This is a genomic window from Mesorhizobium sp. M0830 (assembly GCF_040319965.1).
In the GTDB taxonomy this organism is placed as follows: domain Bacteria; phylum Pseudomonadota; class Alphaproteobacteria; order Rhizobiales; family Rhizobiaceae; genus Mesorhizobium.
On record NZ_JAMYOR010000147.1, the window covers coordinates 1 to 933 of the forward strand.

The following is a 933-nucleotide window of genomic DNA, read 5'->3' on the forward strand; positions in this document are numbered from 1 at the left end:
AGGTCTTCTCGTTGAACTTGTAGGTGCCACCGCCCCACACTGCCCAGTTGCCGCCCCACTGCTTGAAGAAGCCGCGACCGCCAGCCGGAACGGCCCAGGTCGGATCCGAGAGATTGTCATCGGAACCATAGCCGCCCATGACCCACAGCTGTATGGCGTCGCTGGCATTCACGTCCAAGCGCACCTTGCCGGCGACTTCTTCGTAGTTGCTGTCATAAGCCACGACACCGGTGATGGCGCCCCAGCCCTGCGTGTACTTCACGCCGCCGACGACATGCGGAACATAGCTGTCGATCGTGCCAACCTCGCCTTCGCCTTCTTCGAGAGAGACCACGGCCGAGAAGCCGTTGCCTGCATCGAAATAGTACTGGACGACGTTGGTGTCGAAATCGCCGTAGGGAACGAGCGTATCCTGGATGACGTTGCCGGCGTAGCCGATGAACGTATCGAAAGCCGATTCGTCCTTACCGACGCGGAGACCACCGAGCTGGATCCAGGCGAAGTTCAACGAAACGCCCTTCATGCCGGCACTGTTGACAGAGCCGCCATTATCCACGCCCTCACCCAGAGCGCTGCTGCCCAGATCGGATTGGTGATTGCCGAAGTTCCAGCGGGTCTCGGTGTAGGTCTTCAAGGTGCCGAGTTCGGTTTCCTGGCCGGTCCAGGTCTTCAGCGTGAAGCGGGCGTTCTTGTACCAGGTGTCGTTGCTTTTACCACCATCCTCGTGATCGGCGCTTGTCGCTCCGTCGAACGAGCCTACGTCGCCACCGCCGATGTCGTAACGGACATAGCCGCCGATGCGCAGGCAGGTCTCGGTGCCGGGGATGTAGAAGTAGCCAGCGCCGTAGACGTCGCAAATCTTGACGTATTCAGCGGGTTCCGGCTCGGCGACGACGACGGCGTCGGCGGCGCGCGCACCGGAAACTGCGATCA

The 933-nt window shown here is 61.2% G+C and carries 1 protein-coding gene; it reads right to left on the reverse strand.

Annotation, left to right across the window (positions count from 1 at the left end):
• On the reverse strand, nucleotides 1–931 hold a 931-nt coding region (locus tag NKI20_RS33605; protein WP_352838292.1), incomplete at its 3' end, for a porin.
• Nucleotides 932–933 lie beyond the last annotated feature (2 nt).